The sequence below is a fragment of the Mesorhizobium sp. M7A.F.Ca.CA.001.10.2.1 genome (genome assembly GCF_003998575.1).
In the GTDB taxonomy this organism is placed as follows: Bacteria; Pseudomonadota; Alphaproteobacteria; order Rhizobiales; family Rhizobiaceae; genus Mesorhizobium.
Window position 1 is genome coordinate 1 of the sequence record NZ_RZQY01001352.1, and the last position, 458, is coordinate 458.

1 pseudogene is annotated in these 458 nt (G+C 63.5%); it reads left to right on the forward strand.

Annotated elements, in window-relative coordinates:
• Window position 1 precedes the first annotated feature (1 nt).
• Window positions 2-458, forward strand: a pseudogene (locus EN964_RS37030) (ABC transporter ATP-binding protein); the annotation flags it as partial.

A 458-nucleotide genomic window follows, 5' to 3' on the forward strand; every position in this document is an offset into this window, starting at 1 on the left:
CATGATGACAGCCGTCTATCGCTGGTTCGAGAACTGGGTCTATCCGTTCAGGGAGCCAGCGAATCTTCGGCCACCGACCAGCGTCGGCGGTTTCCTCTGGCACTATGTCGGCCAGGCGAAGTTCGCCTTCTTCGCCATGCTGGTCATCGGCGGCATCGCGCCGCTGGTCGAGGCCGGCCTGTTCTACTTCGTCGGGCGGCTCGTCGATATTCTCGACCAGCTTCCCGCCGAGCGCAGCTGGCACGCACTGTGGGCCGCCGCCGGTCCTGAACTGGTTTTCATGGTCGTGGTGGTGCTGGTCATCCGCACCGTCGTCGTCGGCCTGTCGGCGCTGGTCGATGAACAGACCATCACGCCGGGCTTCTACAATCTGGTGCGCTGGCAGGCACACCGGCATGTCTCGCGCCAGTCCTACGCCTTTTTCCAGAACGATTTCGCCGGCCGCATCGCGACAAAGG